This is a genomic window from Pseudomonas sp. PDM28, from assembly GCF_019219115.1.
Lineage (GTDB): Bacteria > Pseudomonadota > Gammaproteobacteria > Pseudomonadales > Pseudomonadaceae > Aquipseudomonas > Aquipseudomonas laurylsulfatiphila.
The window spans coordinates 1-21,799 of the sequence record NZ_JAHUWG010000004.1; the positions used below are offsets into that span (position 1 = coordinate 1).

A 21,799-nucleotide genomic window follows, 5' to 3' on the forward strand; every position below is an offset into this window, starting at 1 on the left:
ATCCCGAACTCAGAAGTGAAACGATGCATCGCCGATGGTAGTGTGGGGTTTCCCCATGTGAGAGTAGGTCATCGTCAAGATTAAATTCCGAAACCCCAATTGCGAAAGCAGTTGGGGTTTTGTTTTTAGTAGAAGTCACCCATTTTCACCGGCACGTTGATGTTCTAACGGGCTGGTCACAGAATTTCTTGACGACCATAGAGCGTTGGAACCACCTGATCCCATCCCGAACTCAGAAGTGAAACGATGCATCGCCGATGGTAGTGTGGGGTTTCCCCATGTGAGAGTAGGTCATCGTCAAGATTGAATTCCAAAACCCCTGTCTGCTAGCGCAGACAGGGGTTTTGTCGTTTCAGGGGTACTGAAAAGCCCGTTGTGGAGTCTCTCCACAACGGGCTTTCTCACGTCTTGTACTTGCCGCTGGGGGGTTACTTCGGTGTGTTTCTGGCCTGGACTTCAGGGCTGTTGAGGTAGCGCGTAATGACCTCGACCGCTCGGTTCAGGTGATGCTCGAGCAACTTCACGGAGCGTTCCACGTCCCGGTCCTTGGCGGCCCGCAACAGTGTCTGGTGGTCGTCCTGGGACAGTTTGCCCAGACCCATGGCTTCCAGGTTGAAACGCAGGAACCGCTCTTCCTCATTCAGGCCGTCTTCAACCAGTTTCAACAGCCGGCGATTGGGTGCTCGGCAATAAAGCGTCATGTGGAACAAGCGGTTGAGCCGGCCGATTTCGCTGTAGTCGCTTTGCGTTTCGAGTTCGTCGATGTAGCGGGCTGCCTGCTCCAGATCTTCGTCCTGGAGCAATGGCACCGAGAGACGCAGGGCCTCGGACTCCAACAGAATGCGCAGCGCGTAGGTTTCCACGGAGTCTCCCTGGACCAGCGGCGCGACCACGGCGCCCTTATGGGCCACTACGTTGAGCAACGACTGTGCTTCGAGCTGGCGCAAGGCTTCGCGCACGGGCATGCGGCTGACGCCGAACAGGTCGGCGAGGTCCTGCTGGCGCAGGGCCGCACCACAAGGGATGCGCCCGTCAAGTATCGCCGCGCGCAGGGTTTCTTCGATCACCGAGCGAGCCAGATGTGCGGGAATCGGCCCGTTGACCTTGATACTGCTCAGAGGGTTGGGCTTTTGTGTCACTAAACGCACCCTGAATAATGAAAGTTTTTTTGGATCCAAATGACACTAGTGACTGCCTGACAGCTTGTCAAACAAGTGAACGAATGCCTTTCCTCCAGTTTAGCGCGCCACCAGTGATCTCACCGTGCCATTGTCTTTTTCCGGACTAACCTTCACCATTCGAACAATTCTCTCCTGCCTACCCAGGATGCCTCGCATTGGCGGCATGTTTAACGATCCCCCGGATTTTACGCTGGCTGTGCAGCGCTTTGCTGCTGGCTGGCGTGATGCTGGGCAGCTTGAGTGCCGATTGGGACTTTTCCCTGATCAGCCGGCGGGCGCAGGCATTGTACGGACCTTTGGGAGAGGGCCAGCAACGCATTAATGATTGGCAATACTTGTTGGCCAGTCAGAAGCAGATCGGCGAGTCGGAACAACTCAATGTGGTCAATCGCTTCTTCAACAAACAGGTGCGATACGTTGAAGACATCGATCTGTGGCATGAAGTCGATTACTGGGAAACCCCGATCGAAGCCCTGTGGAAAGGCGCCGGCGACTGTGAAGACTACGCTATTGCCAAGTACTTCAGCCTGCGTCACCTCGGTGTAGCCAGTGAAAAGCTGCGTATTACCTACGTCAAGGCACTGACCCAGAACCGCGCGCACATGGTGCTGACCTACTACTCGAGTCCGGAGGCTGAGCCACTGGTGCTCGACAGCCTGATTGATGCAATCAAGCCGGCCAGCCAACGAAAGGATTTGCTGCCGGTCTACTCTTTCAACGCAGAAGGATTGTGGTTGCCGGGTGCCAAAGGCAACAAAAAGGTCGGCGATACCAAGCGTCTGTCGCGCTGGCAGGATGTGTTGAAGAAAATGCAGGCCGAAGGATTCCCGGTCGAGACGACTAACTAGGAGCACGTGCTCAGATGTCTTTGTTCAAACAGCTGTTGATTGCTATCTGTCTGTTCCTGGTGGTCGCCTTCACCGGCAGTTTCATGGTCAGTCTGGAGAGCTCGCGTACTCAGTACGTCAACCAGTTGCGCTCCCATGCCCAGGACGCTGCGACCGCGCTGGCGCTTTCCCTGACCCCGAATATCGACGACCCGGCGATGGTCGAGTTGCTGGTCAGCTCGATCTTCGACAGCGGTTACTACGCGAGCATCCGCGTGGTCGATCTGAAGACCGATCAGCCCCTGGTTGAGCGCACGGGCATTCCGGCGGTCAACAACGTTCCGGACTGGTTCGTCAAACTCATCGGCCTGGAGCCCGCCGGTGGTGATGCGATCGTCAGCCGCGGCTGGGAGCAGGCTGCCCGGGTCGAGGTCGTCAGCCATCCGATGTTCGCGCTGGCCAAGTTATGGCAAAGCGCCTTGGGCAGTCTGGGCTGGTTGCTGCTATGCGGTGCCGTCAGTGCGGTGCTCGGCGCGCTGTTGCTGCGCCAGCAATTGCGACCGCTGGATTACATGGTCAAGCAATCCCACGCCATCGCCCGACGGGAGTTCCTCAGTCTGCCCGAACTGCCGCGCACTCCCGAGCTTCGCCGGGTCGTGCAGGCCATGAACCAGATGGTGGAGAAGCTCAAGGCGCTGTTCCAGGAACAGGCCGAGCGTAGTGAAAAACTGCGGGTCGAGTCCTATCAGGATTCGTTGACCGGGTTGGCCAACCGGCGCTATTTCGAGATGCAACTGAATGCGCGCGTGAGCAACCCGGAGCAGGCCAGCTCCGGTTATCTGCTGCTGTTGCGGGTCAAGGATCTGGCCGGCCTCAACCAGCGTCTCGGCGGCCAGCGCACCGATGAAGTGCTCAAGGCCGTCGGTGAGCAACTGACTCGCGAGTGCGCCAAGTACCCGGAAACCCAGAACCTGGTCACCCGTATCCGTGGTGGCGAATTTGCCGTGCTGGCGCCGGGGCTGGTGCGCGAAGAAGCGCTGCAACTGGCGCAAAATCTCGATAGCGCCCTGGCCAGTCTGCACGCTACCGGCGCCACGGATGTGGCTGCCGTGGCGTCTATCGGCCTGGCACCTTTTGCTCACGGTGACTCGCCGCAAGCCGTGCTCAGCCTCGGTGATCAGGCGTTGGCCCAGGCCGAAGGTCAGGGGGAGCAAAATTGGGCCTGCCTCGAACACAGCCTCTCGGCCAGTGTCGGCGACGATCACCACGCCTGGCATCAGATGCTCGACCAGGCGCTGACACAGCGGCGCTTCGAGCTGTATTTCCAGCCGGTAGTGGCCGCCCAGGACACGCAACTGGTACTGCATTACAAAGTGCTGTCGCGACTGCTCGACGAGCACGGTCAGACCATCCCCGCCGGGCGTTTTCTGCCATGGCTGGAGCGCTTCGGCTGGACCGCGCGCCTGGATCGGCTGATGCTCGAACGGGTGTTGGCGCAAATGAGCGAACATGAGGAGTCGCTGGCGCTGAATCTGTCGTCGGCGACCCTGGGCGACCCCCAGGCGCAAAACAAAATCTTCGAGCTACTGCGTGCGCACTCCAACCTTGGCCCGCGTCTGACCCTGGAGATTGGCGAAGAGCAACTGCCTGATCAGGCAGTGCTGGAGCAGTTGACCCGGCGCCTGCGCGAACTCGGCTTCTCACTGAGCCTGCAACGTTTTGGCGGACGTTTCAGCATGATCGGTAACCTGGCGCGGCTGGGGCTGGCGTACCTCAAGATCGATGGCAGCTACATTCGCTCGATTGACCTGGAGAGTGACAAACGCCTGTTCATCGAGGCGATCCAGCGAGCGGCACACAGCATTGATCTGCCGCTGATTGCCGAGCGGGTCGAGACGGAAGGCGAGTTGTCGGTGATTCGCGAGATGGGGCTATACGGTGTGCAGGGCCAGTTGTTCGGCGAGCCCAAGCCCTGGCGCTGATTCGATCGCTCCCACGCAGGGCGCGGGAGTGATCGGAGGGGGCGTCAGATCAGCCCGGTCTCTTCATCATCGATCAATTGGCTCAAGCCACCCAAGGCTTCACGGGCCTGGTTTCGGTCCATGAGTTTGGCCTGGGCCGCCGTCGGCAGGTCGGTGACGCGGATCACGCCTTTCTGGGTCAGCACCTGAATCAAGTCATCAAGTACCCGGATCATTTCCAGGTCGCTTTGCTTGAGCTGTTTGAGGCTGTTCTCCACCGCCGCATTGGCAAACCAGGCCTGGATTTCATGATTGTCGGCCGGCAGCGTTTCCGTGGCCTCGGCATAGGCGGCGGGTTCCACGCGTACCAACAGGCCCTGCGCATCGCGTTGCACGTAAAACATTGAGCATCCCTCAGAATTGAGCCAGCGTCATGCTGTCAGCAGCATAGGTCAACTGCGCGCCAGTATGTGGCGCAGCGACGAAATCGTCACCGGGCAGTGGACACAAACGTGACGACCGCCCCGGAAGGGGCGGCCGTTTTCATGCATCAGCTGTTGTTGTGATCGATTTTGATGGTCGGGTCGCTACCGGCAATCAGGTTGTGCAGGTTGGCGCTTGACCAGTTGTTGCCCTCCAGCTTGATCGTCACATCCGGCGTGGCGGCTGCGGCGTTGCCAGAGTTGAACTGACCGGTCGAGCTGACTTGCAGCGACGACACGCCATCGACCGTGGTGATCTTCAGGAAGTTGTCGATGGTGCTGCCGGTTTCGCCCTGCAACAGATCGCGCAGGTCGATCCGGTCGCCTTCGCTGGCCTTGAAGTCCTTGATCACGTCGGTGCCGGTGTCGCCCGCTTTCCAGACGAAGGTGTCGCCGCCCAAACCGCCAGTCAGGGTGTCATTGCCCTTGCCGCCCAAGAGAATGTCATTGCCGTCGCCACCGTCCAGCAAGTCGTTTCCGGTACCGCCGAGCAGAATGTCATTGCCGGTGCCGCCGTAGAGTTTGTCGTCGCCACCCTGGCCAAAGATGATGTCATTGCCGGCGGCGCCGAGCAGCGTATCGGCACCATCCTGAGCCCCAGACACATCGAACACGTTGTAGTGCTCGGTGATGTACTGGTGCACATTGCTTGGTGTGACCAGATTGGTCTCGACCCCGGTTTGCAGGCCGACAAAAGCCTGCAGCGAAGCGTAACCCTCGCCGGTGACGCTATTGAAGCTCACCAGGTCGCCGAAGATGATGTCATTGCCATCACCGCTGTTGACGGTGTCGTGACCCGGTAGCGTGGCCTCGCTGTGGCCGAGAATCGCGTTGGCCAGATCCGAAGGGTTGATATTGGCCAGCGGCTTGCCGTCGGTGGTGTTGTACGGCGCCAGGTCGCTTTCCTTGACGTCGCCGTTCAGACCGATGGCTTGCACGGTGGAGTGGGCCGCGGCCAGCAGGGCAAATGCCGCTGCGGCATTGGTGGCGCTGGTGGTGTCGACATAGCCATCGCCATCGTTGGCCGACAGCTCATAAGTGCCGTCACCCTGCGCATGGAGTGTCAGGCCACTGTATTTTGAAGAGCTCCAGTTACCCTTGCTGTCCTCACTCCATTTGTAAACGGCGCCATTGGCATCGACCAACGTACGAGTCGCACCGCCGATCACTGTGGTGAAAGCAGTGCCAGGCCTGTAGTCACCCAGTTTCAACAGGCTGTCCAGGGTCAGGTCCGGGGAGCCGCTTGACTTGAAGTTGACGACGACCGGGTTGGTCTGTTCATTGCTGGTGTAAGCGGTTGGCTCACCGTCGGTAATGAAGTAGGTGAGATTGATCGCATTAGGGTTGCTCTTCGCATCAGCACTGTAGAACCAGTTGGCAGTGGTCTTGAACACGTCCTCGTAGTTGGTGTATCCGCCCGATTTCATGCCGTCGAGAACCGACTTCAAGTTCGCCAGGGCATCCTTGCTGGACAGGTCGATCGAAATCGACTGTTTGACCGTCGTGTCGAAGTCCACGAGGAACACTTTCACAGTACCCGGATTCGCGTCTTTCGAAGTCGCACTGGCGATCAGCGAAGTAAACACCGCCTCCAGAGACTTCTTCGCCGCCGACATGGAGGCGTCGCCCATACTGCCCGAGCTGTCGACCATGAAGGCGATATTGTAGTTCTGACCTGGTGCGACCGTCAGCCCGCCGATATCCGACACCACGATGTCATTGCTACTGGTGCCGGTGACTGTGTCGTTACCGGCGGTGGCAGTGAGCGGGTTATAGACCGCTGGATTGATCGTGATCGGAATCTGCGTCGTGTTGCTGGCCGAATCACCCTGGCTCTCGGTCGAGACTGCCGTAACGGTCAATGTGTTGGTGCCGGTGGCGTACGGTGCCGGGGTGTAGCTCAACTTGCTGACATCCCACCCGCTGAGGTTGACGACGCCGTTACCGGTTGTGCCGGTAAAGGTGTGCGTGCCATCGGTCAGGGTCGCACCCGCCGGGATTCCACCGATCGAGGTAATGGTCTGGGTTTCAGAGCCATCAGTGTCCACCGACGTTACCTTCAAGCCCAACGCGATGCTGCTGTTCTCGGCCACCTGAGAAGTGGTGGCAGTCACGATGGGAGTATCCGCGACCGCAGTCACACTGATGTCCAGCGTGGTGCTTGAACCGGTATTGGTGGTGTAGGTCACAGCCGGAACCTTGCCACTCCAATTGTCGGCAGGGGTAAAGCTGTAGTCACCGTTGGCACCGACTGTCAGCCTGCCCACGTTTGCGATGGTGGCAGTCCCCCCCGCGCTGTACTCGATGCCACCGATAGTGAACTTGGTCACGCTCAGAGCGTTGTCCACATCACGGTCGTTGGTCAGCACGTTACCGGTGGCGACCTGGTCTTCAAGGGTGGTTTTGAGGTCCGCAGCCAGCACACTCGGGTCATCGACCGACGTGACGCTGATATTCAGGGTCGAGGTGACGTTGGGGCCCGAACCGTCGGTGACGGTGTAGGTGACGGTTGGCACCGTGCCGTTGTAATTGGCGGCCGGGGTGAAGGTGTAGGCCCCGCTGGCTGCGATCACCAGGGTACCGACATTGGCGATGGACGCCGTGCTGCCGGCCGTGTAGGTGGTCGAACCAATGGTGAAGTTGACCACGCTGACCGGACCGTCGACGCTGCTCGTGCCGGAGAGGACGCTGCCGGTCAGGGCGGTGTCTTCCAGGGTGGAGAGCGTTTCGTTGGCATCGGTGAAGCTGTCGTCGACCGGCGTGACGCTGATGTTCAGGGTCGAGGTGTCGTTAGATCCCGAACCGTCGGTGACGGTGTAGGTGACGGTCGGCACAGCGCCGTTGTAGTTGGCGGCCGGGGTGAAGGTGTAAGCACCGTTCGCTGCGATCACCAGGGTGCCGACGTTGGCGATGGTCGCGGTCTGGCCGGCGGTAAAGGTTCCAGGAACACCGTTGATGGTGAAGTTGACCACGCTGACCGGGCCGTCGACGCTGCTCGTGCCACTGAGGACGCTGCCGGAGAGGGTGGTGTCTTCCAGGGTGGAGAGCGTTTCGCTGGCGTCGGTGAAGCTGTCGTCGACCGGCGTGACGCTGATATTCAGGGTCGAAGTGTCGTTTGTTCCCGAACCGTCGGTGACGGTGTAGGTAACAGTCGGCACTGTGCCGTTGTAGTTGGCGGCCGGAGTGAAGGTATAAGCGCCATTGGCGCCGATCACCAGGGTACCGACGTTAGCGATGGTCGCGCTCTGGCCGGCGTTGAAAGTGCCAGTCACGCCGTCGATGGTGAAGTTGACCACACTGACCGGGCCGTCGACGCTGCTCGTGCCGGAGAGGACGCTGCCGGTCAAGGTAGTGTCTTCCGGGGTGGACAGCGTTTCGTTGGCGTCGGTGAAGCTGTCGTCGACCGGCGTGACGCTGATGTTCAGGGTCGAAGTGTCGTCAGGTCCCAAACCGTCGGTGACGGTGTAGGTAACGGTTGGCACGGTGCCGTTGTAGTTGGCGGCCGGGGTAAAGGTGTAAGCCCCGTTCGCCGCAATCATCAGGGTACCGACATTGGCGATGGTCGCTGTGCTGCCGGCCGTGTAAGTGGTCGAACCAATGGTGAAGTTGACCACGCTGACCGGACCATCAACGCTGCTCGTGCCGGTGAGCACGCTGCCGCTGAGGGCAGTGTCTTCCAGGGTCGAGACCGTTTCGCTGGCGTCGGTGAAGTTGTCGTTGACCGGGGTTACGCTGATGTTCAGGGTCGAGGTGTCGTTAGGTCCCGAACCGTCGGTGACGGTGTAGCTCACGGTTGGCACCGTGCCGTTGTAGTTGGCAGTCGGAGTGAAGGTGTAAGCCCCGTTGGCACCGATCACCAGGGTACCGACGTTGGCGATGGTCGCCGTGCTGCCCGCGGCGTAGGTGGTATCACCGATGGTGAAGTTGACCACGCTGACCGGGCCGTCGACGCTGCTCGTGCCAGAGAGGACGCTGCCGGTCAAGGCGGTGTCTTCCGGGGTGGACAGCGTTTCGTTGGCGTCGGTGAAGTTGTCGTTGACCGGCGTAACGCTGATGTTCAGCGTACTGCTCGAGCCAGTATTGGTGGTGTATGTCACCTGTGGAACGTTGCCATTCCAGTCGGCAGCCGGCTTGAAGGTGTAGTCGCCGTTGCTGGAAATGATCAGCGTACCGACACCCGCGATGGTCGCGGTCTGGCCCGCCGTGAAACTGCCGTTGACCCCGTTCACGCTGAAGCTTGCGACGCTCAGGGCATTATCGACATCGTGGTCGTTAGTCAGCACGTTGCCGATCGCGTTGTGATCCTCTTCGACGGTGATCTGGTCCGACTGCAGCACGCTGGCGTCATCGACGGCAGCCACGTGCACCACCAGTGGCAGCGAGGTGCTCGCGCTTGGGGCATCGCCGTCTTTGGCGGTGGCCGTTACGGTCAGGGGGATGTCGCCATTGAAGTTCGTCGGCGGTGTCAGCTTGAGCGTGGACAGGTTCCAACCCGTAATGTCCACCGACGTCGAGCCGTCGGCAGCATTGAAGGTGTGGGTGCCATCGGTGAGGCTGGAACCCGCCGGCAAGCCGTTCAGTGTGAGGGTGAGCGTTTCCGAACCGTCGGCGTCATTGGTGTGGGCCTGGATGGTGGACAACAGGATCGCGTTGTCTTCAAGGCCCGAGTTGAGCACCTGAGTAACATTGATGTTGTCCAGCAGGCCGCCCAGGCTGTTGCTGTCCCCAGCGCGGAACTCGAGTTTATGGTTGCCATCGGCAGTGACCGGAATGTCGAAGCTGTAGTGCTGCATGCCCGTGGTCGAGGTGTTCAGGGTGCCAATGAGTTGACCGCCCCAGTACACGTTGATGAGCGAATTATCAACGCCGGCACGCGGTGCATAGTCGAACGATACGTTGTACGTGGTACCGGCCTTCGCATCGATAGTGGTGTAGAGGTTGCTCGCATCACCGGTATTGCGCTCGAGTTCGATGACCTGGTTATTGCCGCCGGCACCGTAGACGCTGGCTTTGCCGATTTCGACCATGCCCCCGTGGTTATCAGTGTGCCAGGCGCCGTTGCCGAGCTTGCTGACATCGACGTCGATACTCGCAGCGGCTTCCTGGAAGTCGGTCGAGGCAACCATACCGCCACCGGTCAGCGACAGGCTCGGGGTATCGGTGACTGGTGCGACGACGATGGTGCCGGTCGCCGAAGCCGCAGAAGGCATGCCCCCGTTGTCGGTCGCGCTGTAATTGAAGCTGGTGGTGCCACTCCAGTCGCCGGTGGGCTTGAAGTAAACCGTTGCACCATTGGCCGTTGCGGAGATCACGCTGCTGGTGGTCAGCTCGATGGTCCCGGCGGCGTCTGCGTAAAACTTGCCATTGGCCGGCAGGCTGGTCAGGGTGAAGTGGTTGACGCTGCCGTCAATGTCATTGCCGCCGAGCTGCACGGCGATCAAATGATCTTCATCACCCCTGGCCGAGGTGGCGTTAACGGTCGGAGCGTCATTGACCGGGTTGACCGTGATGTCCAGCGTACTGGTGGCGTTGGTGTTGGTGGTGTAGCCGATCTGTGGAACTGTTCCGTTCCAGTTCGCGGCAGGGCTGAAACTGTAATCGCCGTTGGTGGCGATAGTCACAGTACCGACGCCAGTGATAGTCGCGACTTGACCCGCGGTAAAGGAGCCGGGAACGCCTTGTATGGTGAATGTCGCGACACTCAGAGTGTTGTCGACATCGATGTCATTGCCAAGCACGTTGCCTGTTGCAATGTGGTCTTCATCGACCGACTTGGTATCTGCGATCAGAACGCTCGAGTCATCGACCGGAGTGACGTTGATGTTCAGGGTCGAAGTGACATTGCTGCCGGAGCCGTCGGTGACGGTGTAGCTGACCGTCGGCACTGTGCCGTTGTAATTGGCGGCCGGGGTGAAGGCGTAGGCGCCGTTGGCCCCGATGACCAGGGTGCCGACGTTGGCGATGGTTGCGGTCTGGCCGGCAGTGAAGGTGCCAGTCACGCCGTCGATGGCGAAATTGAGCACGCTGACCGGGCCGTCGACGCTCGAGGTGCCCGTCAACACGCTGCCGGTCACGGCGGTGTCTTCAGCGGTAGTCACGTTTTCACTGAGGTCGGTGAAGCTGTCGTCGACCGGGGTGACGTTGATGTTCAAGGTCGAGGTGACATTGCTGCCAGAACCGTCGGTGACGGTGTAGCTCACGGTCGGCACGCTGCCGTTGTAATTCTCGGCTGGGGTGAAGGTGTAGGCCCCGTTGGCCCCGATCACCAGGGTGCCGACATTGGCGATGGTCGCGGTGCTGCCGGCGGCGTAGGTGGTTTCACCGACGGTGAAGTTCACCACGCTGACCGGGCCGTCGACGCTCGAAGTGCCCGTCAACACACTGCCGGTCACCGGGGCATCTTCAGCGGTGGTCACACTTTCGCTGGCATCGATAAAGCTATCGTCGACCGGGGTGACGTCGATGTTCAGGGTCGAGGTGACATTGCTGCCGGAACCGTCGGTGACGGTGTAGCTCACGGTCGGCACGCTGCCGTTGTAATTCTCGGCTGGGGTGAAGGTGTAGGCCCCGTTGGCCCCGATCACCAGGGTGCCGACATTGGCGATGGTCGCGGTGCTGCCGGCGGCGTAGGTGGTTTCACCGACGGTGAAGTTCACCACGCTGACCGGGCCGTCGACGCTCGAAGTGCCCGTCAACACACTGCCGGTCACCGGGGTATCTTCAGCGGTGGTCACACTTTCGCTGGCATCGATAAAGCTATCGTCGACCGGGGTGACGTCGATGTTCAGGGTCGAGGTGACATTGCTGCCGGAACCGTCGGTGACGGTGTAGCTCACCGTCGGCACGCTGCCGTTGTAGTTATCGGCCGGCGTAAAGGTATAGGTGCCGTTGGCGCCGATCACCAGGGTGCCGACGTTGGCGATGGTCGCGGTTTCACCGGCCTGGTACTGGGTGCCGCCAACCGTGAAGTTGAGCACGCTGACCGGGCCGTCGACGCTGCTCGTGCCGGTGAGGACGCTGCCGCTGACGGCGGTGTCTTCGCTGGTGGTCACGTTTTCGCTGAGGTCGGTGAAGCTGTCGTCGACCGGCGTGACGCTGATGTTCAAGGTCGAGGTGACATTGCTGCCGGAGCCGTCGGTGACGGTGTAGCTCACGGTCGGTACTGTGCCGTTGTAGTTATCGGCCGGCGTAAAGGTGTAGGCGCCGTTGGCGCCGATCACCAGGGTGCCGACGTTGGCGATAGTCGCGGTCTGGCCCGCTGTGAAAGTGCCAGGAACGCCCTCGATGGTGAAGTTGAGCACACTGACCGGACCATCGACGCTGCTCGTGCCGGTGAGCACGCTGCCGCTGATGGCGGTGTCTTCGCTGGTGGTCACGCTTTCGCTGAGGTCGGTAAAGCTGTCATCGACTGGCGTGACGCTGATATTCAGGGTCGAGGTGACATTGCTGCCGGAACCGTCGGTGACGGTGTAGCTCACGGTCGGCACTGTGCCGTTGTAGTTGGCGTCCGGAGTGAAGGTGTAGGCGCCGTTCGCCCCGATCACCAGGGTGCCGACATTGGCGATGGTCGCGGTCTGACCGGCGGTGAAAGTGCCAGGAACACCCTCGATGGTGAAGTTGAGCACACTGACCGGACCATCGACGCTGCTCGTGCCGGTGAGCACGCTGCCGCTGATGGCGGTGTCTTCGCTGGTGGTCACGCTTTCGCTGAGGTCGGTAAAGCTGTCATCGACTGGCGTGACGCTGATATTCAGGGTCGAGGTGACATTGCTGCCGGAACCGTCGGTGACGGTGTAGCTCACGGTCGGCACTGTGCCGTTGTAGTTGGCGTCCGGAGTGAAGGTGTAGGCGCCGTTCGCCCCGATCACCAGGGTGCCGACATTGGCGATGGTCGCGGTCTGACCGGCGGTGAAAGTGCCAGGAACGCCATCGACGGAGAAATTGAGCACGCTGACCGGGCCATCGACGCTCGAAGTGCCGGTGAGGACGCTGCCGGTCACGGCGGTGTCTTCAGTGGTGGTCACGCTTTCGCTGAGGTCGGTGAAGCTGTCGTCAGCCGGGGTGACGTCGATGGTCAGGGTCGAGGTGACATTGCTGCCGGAACCGTCGGTGACGGTGTAACTGACGGTCGGCACGCTGCCGTTGTAGTTATCAGCCGGGGTAAAGGTGTAAGCACCGTTGGCGCCGATTACCAGGGTGCCGACGTTGGCGATGGTTGCCATCTGGCCGGCAGTGAAAGTGCCAGGAACGCCGTCGATGGCGAAATTCACCACGCTGACTGGACCGTCGACGCTCGAGGTGCCGCTGAGGACGCTGCCGTTCACGGCGGTGTCTTCAGCGGTGGTCACGTTTTCGCTGAGGTCGGTGAAGCTGTCGTCGACCGGGGTGACGTCGATGGTCAGGGTCGAAGTGACGTTGCTGCCCGAACCGTCGGTGACGGTGTAGCTGACGGTCGGCACGCTGCCGTTGTAGTTGGCATCCGGGGTGAAGGTGTAGGCGCCGTTGGCGCCGATCACCAGGGTGCCGACGTTGGCGATGGTTGCGGTCTGGCCCGCGTTGAAAGTGCCAGGAACGCCTTCGATGGCGAAATTCACCACGCTGACCGGACCGTCGACGCTCGAGGTGCCCGTCAACACACTGCCGCTGACGACGGTGTCTTCCTGGGTAGAGACCGTTTCACTGAGGTCGGTGAAGCTGTCGTCGACCGGGGTGACGTCGATGGTCAGGGTCGAGGTGACATTGCTGCCGGAGCCGTCGGTGACGGTGTAGCTGACGGTCGGCACCGCGCCGTTGTAGTTGGCGTCCGGAGTAAAGGTGTAGGCGCCGTTGGCGCCGATGACTAGGGTGCCGACGTTGGCGATGGTCGCGGTCTGGCCCGCTGTGAAGGTGCCAGGAACGCCGTCGATGGCGAAATTCACCACGCTGACCGGGCCGTCGACGCTCGAGGTGCCCGTCAACACGCTGCCAGTGACAGCCGTGTCTTCAGCGGTGGTCACGCTTTCACTGAGGTCGGTGAAGCTGTCATCGACCGGGGTCACGCTGATGGCCAGGGTCGAGGTGACATTACTGCCGGAGCCGTCGGTGACGGTGTAGCTCACCGTTGGCACGCTGCCGTTGTAGTTGGCGTCCGGGGTAAAGGTGTAAGCGCCGTTCGCCCCGATCACCAGGGTGCCGACGTTGGCGATGGTTGCGGTGCTGCCGGCGGCGTAGGTGGTTTCACCGATGGTGAAGTTGACCACGCTGACCGGACCGTCGACGCTCGAAGTGCCCGTCAACACGCTGCCAGTGACAGCCGTGTCTTCAGCGGTGGTCACGCTTTCACTGAGGTCGGTGAAGCTGTCATCAACCGGTGTAACACCGATGTTCAGGGTCGAAGTGACGTCCGTGCCGGAGCCGTCGGTGACGGTGTAGCTGACGGTCGGCACGCTGCCGTTGTAATTCTCGGCTGGGGTGAAGGTGTAGGCGCCGTTGGCGCCGATCACCAGGGTACCGACATTGGCAATGGTCGCCGTCTGACCGGCGGTGAAGGTGCCAGTAACACCGTCGATGGTGAAGTTAAGAACGCTGACCGGGCCGTCGACGCTCGAGGTGCCGGTGAGGACGTTGCCGGTGACAGCCGTGTCTTCAGCGGTGGTCACGTTTTCGCTGAGGTCGGTGAAGCTGTCGTCAACCGGTGTAACACCGATGTTCAGGGTCGAAGTGACGTCCGTGCCGGAGCCGTCGGTGACGGTGTAGCTCACCGTTGGCACGCTGCCGTTGTAGTTGGCGTCCGGAGTGAAGGTGTAGGCGCCATTGGCGCCGATCACCAGGGTGCCGACGTTGGCGATGGTTGCGGTGCTGCCGGCGGCGTAGGTGGTTTCACCGATGGTGAAGTTGACCACGCTGACCGGGCCGTCGACGCTGCTTGTGCCAGTGAGGACGCTACCGGTCACCGGGGCATCTTCAGTGGTGGTCACACTTTCGCTGAGGTCGGTGAAGCTGTCGTCGACCGGGGTCACGTCGATGTTCAGGGTCGAGGTGACATTGCTGCCGGAGCCGTCGGTGACGATGTAGCTGACGGTTGGTACTGTGCCGTTGTAGTTGGCATCCGGGGTAAAGGTGTAGGCGCCGTTGGCTCCGATCACCAGGGTGCCGACGTTGGTAATGGTCGCGGTGCTGCCGGCGGCGTAGGTGGTTTCACCGATGGTGAAGTTGACCACGCTGACCGGACCATCGACGCTGCTCGTGCCGGTGAGGACGCTGCCATTCACGGCGGTGTCTTCAGCGGTGGTCACGCTTTCGCTGATATCGGTGAAGCTGTCGTCGACCGGGGTGACGTCGATGGTCAGGGTCGAGGTGACATTGCTGCCGGAACCGTCGGTGACGGTGTAGCTCACGGTCGGCACGCTGCCGTTGTAATTGGCGTCCGGAGTAAAGGTGTAGGTGCCGTTGGCCCCGATCACCAGGGTGCCGACGTTGGCGATGGTCGCGGTCTGGCCGGCGACGTAGGTGGTATCACCAATGGTGAAGTTCACCACGCTGACCGGGCCGTCGACGCTGCTTGTGCCAGTGAGGACGCTACCGGTCACCGGGGCATCTTCAGCGGTGGTCACGCTTTCGTTGAGGTCGGTGAAGCTGTCGTCAACCGGGGTGACGTCGATGTTCAGGGTCGAGGTGACATTGCTGCCGGAACCGTCGGTGACGGTGTAGCTCACGGTCGGCACGCTGCCGTTGTAATTGGCGTCCGGGGTAAAGGTGTAGGCGCCGTTGGCGCCGATCACCAGGGTGCCGACGTTGGCGATGGTTGCGGTCTGGCCCGCGTTGAAAGTGCCAGGAACGCCTTCGATGGTGAAGTTCACCACGCTGACCGGGCCGTCGACGCTCGAGGTACCCGTCAACACGCTGCCGCTGACGGCGGTGTCTTCCTGGGTAGAGACCGTTTCACTGAGGTCGGTGAAACTGTCGTCGACCGGGGTGACGTCGATGTTCAGGGTCGAGGTGACATTGCTGCCGGAGCCATCGGTGACGGTGTAGCTGACGGTCGGCACTGTGCCGTTGTAATTGGCAGCCGGGGTAAAGGTGTAAGACCCGTTCGCCCCGATCACCAGGGTACCGACGTTGGCGATGGTCGCGGTGCTGCCGGCGGCGTAGGTGGTTTCACCGATGGTGAAGTTGACCACGCTGACCGGGCCGTCGACGCTGCTCGTACCGGTGAGGACGCTGCCGCTGACGGCAGTGTCTTCCTGGGTAGAGACCGTTTCGCTGAGATCGGTGAAGCTGTCATCGACCGGCGTCACGTTGATGGCCAAGGTCGAGGTGACGTCCGTGCCCGAACCGTCGGTGACGGTGTAGCTCACGGTCGGCACGCTGCCGTTGTAGTTATCGGCCGGGGTGAAGGTGTAGGCCCCGTTGGCCCCGATCACCAGGGTGCCGACATTGGCGATGGTCGCGGTCTGGCCGGCGTTGAAAGTGCCAGTAACACCGTCGATGGTGAAGTTCACCACGCTGACCGGGCCGTCGACACTCGAGGTACCCGTCAACACACTGCCGGTCACGGCGGTGTCTTCCTGGGTGGAGACCGTTTCGCTGAGGTCGGAAAAGCTGTCGTCGACCGGGGTGACGTCGATGTTCAAGGTCGAAGTGTCGTTGGTTCCCGAACCGTCGGTGACGGTGTAGCTGACGGTCGGCACCGTGCCGTTGTAGTTGGCGGCCGGGGTGAAGGTGTAAGCCCCATTAGCACCGATGACCAGGGTGCCGACATTGGCGATGGTTGCGGTCTGACCCGCGTTGAAAGTGCCAGGAACGCCGTCGATGGTGAAATTCACCACGCTGACCGGGCCGTCGACGCTCGAAGTGCCCGTCAACACACTGCCGGTTACCGGGGCATCTTCAGCGGTGGTCACGCTTTCGTTGAGGTCGGTGAAGCTGTCATCGACCGGCGTCACGTTGATGACCAGGGTCGAAGTGACGTCCGTGCCGGAACCGTCGGTGACGGTGTAGCTCACAGTCGGCACGCTGCCGTTGTAGTTGGCGTCCGGGGTGAAGGTGTAGGCGCCGTTGGTGCCGATGACCAGGGTGCCAACGTTGGCGATGGTTGCGGTCTGGCCCGCGTTGAAAGTGCCAGGAACGCCTTCGATGGTGAAGTTCACCACGCTGACCGGACCGTCGACACTCGAAGTACCGGTGAGGACGCTGCCGGTCACCGGGGCATCTTCAGTGGTGGTCACACTTTCGCTGAGGTCGGTGAAGCTGTCGTCGACCGGGGTGACGTCGATGTTCAGGGTCGAGGTGACATTGCTGCCGGAACCGTCGGTGACGGTGTAGCTCACGGTCGGCACTGTGCCGTTGTAATTCTCGGCTGGGGTGAAGGTGTAGGCGCCGTTGGCCCCGATCACCAGGGTGCCGACATTGGCGATGGTCGCGGTCTGGCCGGCGTTGAAAGTGCCAGTAACACCGTCGATGGTGAAGTTCACCACGCTGACCGGGCCGTCGACGCTCGAGGTGCCAGTAAGGACGCTGCCGGTCACCGGGGCATCTTCAGTGGTGGTCACGCTTTCGCTGAGGTCGGTGAAGCTGTCGTCGACCGGCGTGACGTTGATGTTCAAGGTCGAGGTGACATTGCTGCCGGAACCGTCGGTGACGGTGTAGCTGACGGTTGGCACGCTGCCGTTGTAGTTGGCGTCCGGGGTAAAGGTGTAAGCGCCATTGGCCCCGATCACCAATGTGCCGACGTTGGCGATGGTCGCGGTGCTGCCGGCGGCGTAGGTGGTTTCACCGATGGTGAAGTTAAGCACGCTGACCGGACCATCGACGCTCGAAGTGCCGGTGAGGACGCTGCCAGTCACGGCGGTGTCTTCTTGAGTGGAGACCGTTTCGCTGAGGTCGGTGAAGCTGTCGTCGACCGTCGTGACGTCGATGGTCAGGGTCGAAGTGACGTCCGTGCCCGAACCGTCGGTGACGGTGTAGCTGACAGTCGGCACGTTGCCGTTGTAGTTGGCGTCCGGGGTGAAGGTGTAAGCGCCGTTAGCCGCGATCACCAGGGTGCCGACGTTGGCGATGGTCGCAGTCTGGCCGGCGTTGAAAGTACCCGTCACACCGTCGATGGTGAAGTTGACCACGCTGACCGGGCCATCGACGCTGCTTGTGCCGGTGAGGACGCTGCCAGTCACGGCGGTGTCTTCTTGAGTGGAGACCGTTTCGCTGAGGTCGGTGAAGCTGTCGTCGACCGGCGTGACGTCGATGGTCAGGGTCGAAGTGACGTCCGTGCCGGAACCGTCGGTGACGGTGTAGCTGACAGTCGGCACGTTGCCGTTGTAGTTGGCGTCCGGGGTGAAGGTGTAAGCGCCGTTAGCCCCGATGACCAGAGTGCCGACATTGGCGATGGTCGCGGTGCTGCCAGCGGCGTAGGTGGTTTCACCGATGGTGAAGTTGACCACGCTGACTGGACCGTCGACGCTGCTCGTACCGGTGAGCACACTGCCGGTCACCGGGGCATCTTCAGTGGTGGTCACACTTTCGCTGAGGTCGGTGAAGCTGTCATCGACCGGCGTGACGTTGATGTTCAAGGTCGAGGTGACATTGCTGCCGGACCCGTCAGTGACGGTGTAGCTGACGGTCGGCACCGCGCCGTTGTAGTTATCGGCCGGGGTGAAGGTGTAGGTGCCGTTGGCCCCGATCACCAATGTGCCGACGTTGGCGATGGTCGCGGTGCTGCCGGCGGCGTAGGTGGTTTCACCGATGGTGAAGTTAAGCACGCTGACCGGACCATCGACGCTCGAAGTGCCGGTGAGGACGCTGCTAGTCACGGCGGTGTCTTCTTGAGTGGCGACCGTTTCGCTGAGGTCGGTGAAGCTGTCGTCGACCGGGGTGACGTCGATGGTCAGGGTCGAGGTGACATTGCTGCCGGAGCCATCGGTGACGGTGTAGCTCACGGTTGGCACGCTGCCGTTGTAGTTGGCATCCGGGGTAAAGGTATAAGCGCCGTTGGCCCCGATCACCAGAGTGCCGACATTGGCGATGGTCGCGGTCTGGCCGGCGACGTAGGTGGTATCACCAATGGTGAAAGTGACCACGCTGACCGGGCCGTCGACGCTCGAAGTGCCGGTGAGTACGCTGCCGGTCACCGGGGCATCTTCAGTGGTGGTCACGTTTTCGCTGAGGTCAGTGAAGCTGTCGTCGACCGGGGTCACGATGATGTTCAAAGACGAGGTGACATTGCTGCCGGAGCCGTCGGCGACGGTGTAGCTCACCGTCGGCACGCTGCCGTTGTAATTCTCGGCAGGAGTAAAGGTGTAAGCGCCATTGGCCCCGATCACCAGGGTGCCGACGTTGGCGATGGTCGCCGTCTGGCCGGCGTTGAAAGTGCCAGGAGCGCCGTCAATGGTGAAATTGACCACGCTGACCGGGCCGTCGACGCTCGAGGTGCCCGTCAACACACTGCCGGTCACCGGGGCATCTTCAGCGGTTGTCACGCTTTCGCTGGCATCGATAAAGCTGTCATCAACCGGCGTAACACCGATGTTCAGCGTCGAGGTGGAACCGTCGGTAACGGTGTAGCTCACGGTCGGCACCGTGCCGTTGTAATTCTCGGCCGGTGTGAAGGTGTAAGCGCCGTCGGCCCCGATCACCAGGGTGCCGACGTTGGCGATGGTCGCCGTCTGGCCCGCGGTGAAGGTGCCAGGAAATCCGTCGATGGTGAAGGTGACCACGCTCAGGGCGTTATCGATGTCGCTGTCGTTGCTCAGCACATTGCCGATCGCGGTGGTGTCTTCAGCAATGGTTTGGGTGTCAGCAGTCAAAACGCTCGGATCATCGACCGCTGTCACGGTGAGGTCCAGCGTGCTGCTCGAGCCAGTGTTGGTGGTGTACGTGACTTGCGGTACGGCACCGTTGTAGTTGGCGTCCGGAGTAAAGGTGTAGTTGCCGTTGGCGCCAATGGTCAACGTACCAACGCCGACGATGGTCGCTGTCTGGCCTGCGATGAAACTGCCGGTCACGCCGGCGATGGTGAAGCTGGTGACGCTGAGCGGCGTCTCGGCATCGCTATCGTTGTTCAGTACGTTGCCCGTTGCGACGCTGTCTTCGGCCAGAGTGCCCGTATCCGCGGTCAGTACACTCGGAGCGTTGAAGGTCGTGAGGGTCGTGGTGTTCTGGTTGCCAGTATCGAGCGTAGTGGGAGTAGCCGTGGACTCAGGACCGGTGGTTGGGAAGCCAATGGTCGGGTCGACGCGGCCAGCCGTGGCGTCGAGCATGACGAAGCTGTGACCGCCCCCGGCGGCACCACCCGAACCTGCGGCAGTCGGGCCCGCGGCGGTGGCTTCAAGGTCTTTGGTCGGGTCGGCACCGGCGGCAATGGCCTGTTGCAGCTCTTCAACGGACGGCGCGGCTTGTGCGGTGGCGGCTGCCAGGTCAGCACTGGAGTCCGGCGCGTCAGCGCTCCACTGGGTTTCGCGGCCCAGGTCGAGTGTGCGGCCATCGGCCAGTTCCAGGGACACGGCACCGGAAAGGCCAGTGTCGATCTGGTCCCCGGCGAACAGTTTGTCGCCTTCAACGAGAACGCGGCGGATGCCCTCTGGGGACACCACGAAAACTTGACCGACAATGCTTTTGACGATGGCAACAACACTGCTCATTGAAGACTCTCCGGGGTGTCACGTTCAGTTGACTTCCATAGACCTGATGGCGCCTACGCCGACCAGACTGGACGTTCATTGCAAAATAGATGCACAAGTTTGACGCTGCAATTCGTCAATATTTTGGCTATATTTTTTCGCTATTAACTTTATGCCAAACTATTGACCTTCTTGGAGCCATCCTAAACAATCGTCCCAGTAATGTCACATTGATATTTGAGCTGTGACCCTGTCTTCGGTATGTGATCCAGTTCCGCTTTTGAGCTTTCCGACATACGGTCACTCCGCTTGCCATCTTCCGACACCGCGCGCTTTTCAGCCGTGATTCAAGACAAGAAGTCCTGGGAAATTCCTACAATGCGTTCGCCTTTGTTCATGGCTCTACCTTTCGCCCTCGCCGCGTCTTTCGTCCAGGCGCAATCCTTACCAGAAGCCATGCAACAAGCGCTGGATGTCCATCCGGAGGTCCAGGCCGGCGTCAACAGCCGGCTGGCGGCTGATTATCAGTTGAAGGCTGCGAAAGGTGGATATTTGCCACGGGTCGATCTGCTGGGCGGTTATGGTCGTGAAGGCACCGATAGCGTGACGACGCGAGACGGCAGCAACAATCACTTCGAAACCCTGAACCGCAGTGAATCGAGCTTGCGACTGACCCAGATGGTTTTTGACGGTTTTGCGACGACCAGCGAAGTAGGGCGTCAACAAGCCACCGTCAACTCCCGCGCCTATTCGCTGCTGAGTACTTCCGAGCGTACCGGGCTGACCGTGGCCCAGGTCTATCTCGACGTGCTGACCCGTCGCGAATTCGTGCGCCTGGCCGAGGACAACCTCAAGAGCCACCAACGCATTTACGACCAGATCCAGCTGCGCACCCAGCGTGGCGTCGGCAGCGGCGCCGACCTCGATCAGGCGGAGGCGCGGATGGCCCAGGCGCGCAACAACCTGATCACCGAGCAGACCAACCTGGCTGATGCCGAGACCAACTACCTGTCCGCTGTCGGCCAGATGCCCGATCAACTGGAGCGCCCGGTGAGTTTCCTGGCGCTGATGCCGGCCAACCTGAATGAAGCGCGCGCGCAGATGCTGGAAAACAGCCCGATCCTGCGCTCGGCCGAATCCGACATCGCCGCCGCCGAAAAGCAGTACGACACGGCCAAGTCGACCTTCTACCCACGCTTCGATGCTGAACTGGGGCGCACCGCCGACAACGATATCGATGGTCAGAACGGCCACAACAACGAATGGCAGGCCATGCTGCGCATGCGCTTCAACCTGTATGCCGGCGGCAGCAACAAGGCCGACCTGGAATCCAAGTCCTACCTGTCGAACCAGGCGCTGGATATCCGCAACAATGCCCTGCGCCAATTGAATGAAGAGCTGGGCCTGGCCTGGAACGCCCTGAACAACGCCAATGCCCAGGTGCCGATCGCTCAGCAATACGTCGATCACAGCACCGCGGTGCGTACCGCTTATCAGCGTCAGTTCACCCTCGGCGAGCGCTCCCTGCTCGATTTGCTCGACAGCGAGAACGAGTTGTTCTCCTCTTCTCGCCGTCTGGCGGAGATCAAGAACATTCAGTTATTTACTCAGTACCGAATCAAGGCGACCATGGGCGAGTTGCTCAAGAGCCAGGGAGTGGTCGCACCATTGGCATCCGTTGTGCAGAACGACGTGAAGCCGAAGGTCCAATTGCCCGGTATGAATTGAGCAGGACCTTCATTGTTCAATTGTTAGCCA

Annotated in this window: 6 protein-coding genes and 1 rRNA gene; 4 read left to right on the forward strand and 3 right to left on the reverse strand. The window is 61.0% G+C overall.

What is annotated here, in order from left to right; translation table 11 throughout:
* The first annotated feature begins 187 nt into the window (after positions 1-187).
* Positions 188-303 (forward strand): 5S ribosomal RNA (gene rrf / locus KW841_RS09490).
* A gap of 125 nt (positions 304-428) precedes the next feature.
* Here rrf and KW841_RS09495 read toward each other — a convergent pair.
* Positions 429-1,139 carry a GntR family transcriptional regulator gene (locus KW841_RS09495; RefSeq protein WP_218475500.1) on the reverse strand — a complete coding sequence of 237 codons (711 nt, stop codon included), beginning with the start codon at positions 1,137-1,139 and terminating at the stop codon, positions 429-431.
* A gap of 197 nt (positions 1,140-1,336) precedes the next feature.
* On the opposite strand from KW841_RS09495, the gene lapG reads away from it, so the two are divergent.
* A complete protein-coding gene (gene lapG, locus KW841_RS09500) occupies positions 1,337-2,029 on the forward strand; it encodes a cysteine protease LapG (protein ID WP_116583418.1) in 693 nt (230 codons plus the stop codon).
* A 14-nt stretch (positions 2,030-2,043) separates the two neighbouring features.
* Positions 2,044-3,990 carry a cyclic di-GMP receptor LapD gene (gene lapD / locus KW841_RS09505; protein WP_218475502.1) on the forward strand — a complete coding sequence of 649 codons (1,947 nt, stop codon included), beginning with the start codon at positions 2,044-2,046 and terminating at the stop codon, positions 3,988-3,990.
* 44 nt (positions 3,991-4,034) lie between these two features.
* Here the strand turns inward: lapD and KW841_RS09510 are convergent, their stop codons facing one another.
* Positions 4,035-4,373 carry a hypothetical protein gene (locus tag KW841_RS09510; RefSeq protein ID WP_015092944.1) on the reverse strand — a complete coding sequence of 113 codons (339 nt, stop codon included), beginning with the start codon at positions 4,371-4,373 and terminating at the stop codon, positions 4,035-4,037.
* Between the two features lie 146 nt (positions 4,374-4,519).
* On the reverse strand, positions 4,520-20,062 hold the full coding sequence (locus tag KW841_RS09515) for a retention module-containing protein (RefSeq protein WP_218475505.1): 15,543 nt from the start codon (positions 20,060-20,062) through the stop codon (positions 4,520-4,522).
* A gap of 357 nt (positions 20,063-20,419) precedes the next feature.
* On the opposite strand from KW841_RS09515, the gene KW841_RS09520 reads away from it, so the two are divergent.
* On the forward strand, positions 20,420-21,769 hold the full coding sequence (locus KW841_RS09520; protein ID WP_218475508.1) for a TolC family outer membrane protein: 1,350 nt from the start codon (positions 20,420-20,422) through the stop codon (positions 21,767-21,769).
* Positions 21,770-21,799: the final 30 nt, after the last annotated feature.

Excerpts from the sequence above, each read along its gene's own strand:
- lapD (WP_218475502.1), top strand. The coding sequence starts at position 2,044 with ATGTCTTTGTTCAAACAGCTGTTGATTGCTATCTGTCTGTTCCTGGTG.
- KW841_RS09510 (WP_015092944.1), bottom strand. The coding sequence starts at position 4,373 with ATGTTTTACGTGCAACGCGATGCGCAGGGCCTGTTGGTACGCGTGGAA.
- KW841_RS09515 (WP_218475505.1), bottom strand. The coding sequence starts at position 20,062 with ATGAGCAGTGTTGTTGCCATCGTCAAAAGCATTGTCGGTCAAGTTTTC.
- KW841_RS09520 (WP_218475508.1), top strand. The coding sequence starts at position 20,420 with ATGCGTTCGCCTTTGTTCATGGCTCTACCTTTCGCCCTCGCCGCGTCT.